The organism is Candidatus Competibacter denitrificans Run_A_D11 (genome assembly GCF_001051235.1).
In the GTDB taxonomy this organism is placed as follows: Bacteria; Pseudomonadota; Gammaproteobacteria; order Competibacterales; family Competibacteraceae; genus Competibacter_A; species Competibacter_A denitrificans.
Window position 1 is genome coordinate 1 of sequence record NZ_CBTJ020000087.1, and the last position, 2,438, is coordinate 2,438.

A 2,438-nucleotide genomic window follows, 5' to 3' on the forward strand; every position below is an offset into this window, starting at 1 on the left:
CCACCCCCCCTGGGTCAGATGGTGCGCTTGATCGCTGGCTTCGGTGGGTTTCTCGGTCGCAAACACGACGGTCATCCCGGTCCTAAGACCCTCTGGGAAGGTCTACAACGGGTTCAGATGTTCGCCTTGGGCGTCGCCGCCGCTAAAGCTGCCTATGCCAGCGATGGATAATGCGAGTTTGTGGGTAATCGGATGCCCTCTAGCCGATACATGTATGGTAGATCACGCTTCATTAAAGCTAGACGCTGCTGAACACTAATTTCAGCCTCAAGTCCTAAACGCTCAGCCAAATACCATTCATTAATGAGAATCTGGCAAACTTGAATCATTGCTTCCGCCATGTTTGTTTCATTCCTACTTAAAGTCCCGGTTCTCCATCGATACATAGCCAAAGCCTCATTAATATATCCAATTGCATAGCCACTTAATGCTATTTGAATCCAATGCAGGTAATCTTCAACAGATCGGAGGCGCTCATCAAACCCACCTAGTTTTATTACACAATCACGTCGCTCAACCACTGTTGGCACAATAATAGTTGAGTATTCGAGAAGCTCTCTAGCACAAAATCCTTACGGAACAAAACGCTTTTTTTCAGCATTAAATTTTTGATAAATAATCGAATCATTTTCATCAATAACCGATGCGTCACTATGCACTAAAGCGCATTCTGGATGTGCATCAAGGAATGCTATTTGTCTTACAAGTTTATCTGGATACCACATATCATCAGCATCTAAATAAGCGACAAATTCACCACTGGCTTTGGATAATGCTAAATTCCGAGTTGAAGAAAGTCCTCGATTAGGTTGAAATGCATAATAGACAATCGATTTATCAAACTGCTCAACTAACGTACGGGTATTATCAGTTGAGCCATCATCCGCTATAATCACCTCAAAATAATTATATGTTTTTTCAAAAACAGAATGCAGTGCACGAATTATAAACTGTGAGTAATTATAGGTTGGAATAATAATAGATACTCGAGCCATATAACGCCACTCCTAAATATATTAAGCAATTGATTAGGATTCAATAATCTCAATTATGGTGCGATGAGATTGGTCGATATCAAATTTCTCCTGAATTCTACGCACTGCACATTTTCTCATTTGTAAGAGTATTGACTTATCAAGCATAAGAATATGTTTCATAGCCATGTATAACTCCTCTGGGTTCTCTGGAGAAACAACCAATCCTATATCATTGCTATTAACTGCTTCTGGCATTCCACTCACGCGCGTAACAATTGGAATACAGCCTGCTGCCATTCCTTCCAAAAGCGCTAAAGGTAATCCCTCAATTCTGCTGGAAAATAAGATAACATCGTAGCCAGAAAGAACTTTCTTTGGATCATTTATAAACCCGATAAATTTTACATAATCATTAAGATTAAGAGTATTTACTAATTCTTCCAAATTGCCTATCTCAGGTCCTTCTCCAGCAACTACTAAATAAAAAGGTTTAGTAGAGATATCTACTTTTATAGAGTCATCCTTAAGGAGCTTACTTAGTGCTCTTATTGCAATGTCAATTCTCTTTTCCACATTTAATCGAGTTAACATTCCAAAAATGAATTTCTCCGGTGGTATTTGAAATTGGCAACAGAATGCCATTTTTTCTATTTCACTGAAAGAAAAATTCTGCCATGGAACACCATTATGAACTACAATTATTTTTTTAGATGAATAGCCACTGTTTTTTATAAGGCTATCTTTAACTTTATTGCTTACAGCTATTATATGATTAGCAAAAAAGGAGCGGGCTTTTTTATGAAATTGCCTCTTATACCACCAGAAACCAATTCCAGGAATCAAACCTAACCATAATCTCGATGTTTTCTTTTCAGGTAATTCTGACTCTAAATGTTCTATAAAAATAATTTTTTTAAACTTGCGCCGACATACATATAAAAAACCCACACTTCCATGTAGATTGTGTCCCTTAGGAAAAATTAGAATAGAGCTACATATAGCCTTGAGAGTTTCTTTCCATTTTTTTGCGTCATTTTTTTGATCATGTATACCGCCTAAATCGACGTTAATAATTGTGACTTTATCTTGTAATCCGTACGATTCGATCCACTCACCATATTTTTTAAAGCGATTGACAATAATTTCAATTATGTAGCCATATTCAATTAGCGACTTAATTAATCTAAGAGAATGGGCTTCTACCCCACCAAAAGCTTTTGTTTCTAAGATAAAACAAATAGATTTATTTTGTGAAATGCACTCGCTCTTATTTTTTTTCATCATAAAAAACCCTTTTAAAAAAACTAACTAAAAAAATTACTTAAAGTCAAATCATCCCCGGCAAAGCCGGGGGCTTATGGCACCCGATTACCCACATCTTTTTTATCTTTATATTCAATATGTTACGTTGGATTTAGTATTACTTTGATTTTATATCTTAAAAATCAACATATTACCGGC

At 36.6% G+C, this 2,438-nt stretch carries 3 protein-coding genes; 1 reads left to right on the forward strand and 2 read right to left on the reverse strand.

Translation table 11 applies throughout. The features are described from left to right. A partial coding sequence (locus BN873_RS19670) for an IS4 family transposase (RefSeq protein WP_277921601.1) occupies window positions 1-171 on the forward strand: 171 nt, incomplete at its 5' end. A 401-nt stretch (window positions 172-572) separates the two neighbouring features. Here the strand turns inward: BN873_RS19670 and BN873_RS19675 are convergent. Together BN873_RS19675 and BN873_RS14920 are read right to left on the reverse strand one after the other, a co-directional pair. After that, window positions 573-995, reverse strand: a complete 423-nt coding sequence (locus tag BN873_RS19675; protein WP_082161326.1) for a glycosyltransferase family 2 protein — start codon at window positions 993-995, stop codon at window positions 573-575. A 33-nt stretch (window positions 996-1,028) separates the two neighbouring features. Beyond that, entirely contained in the window at window positions 1,029-2,261 is a 1,233-nt protein-coding gene (locus tag BN873_RS14920; protein ID WP_048675451.1) for a glycosyltransferase family 4 protein, read from the reverse strand. Between the last annotated feature and the right edge of the window lie 177 nt (window positions 2,262-2,438).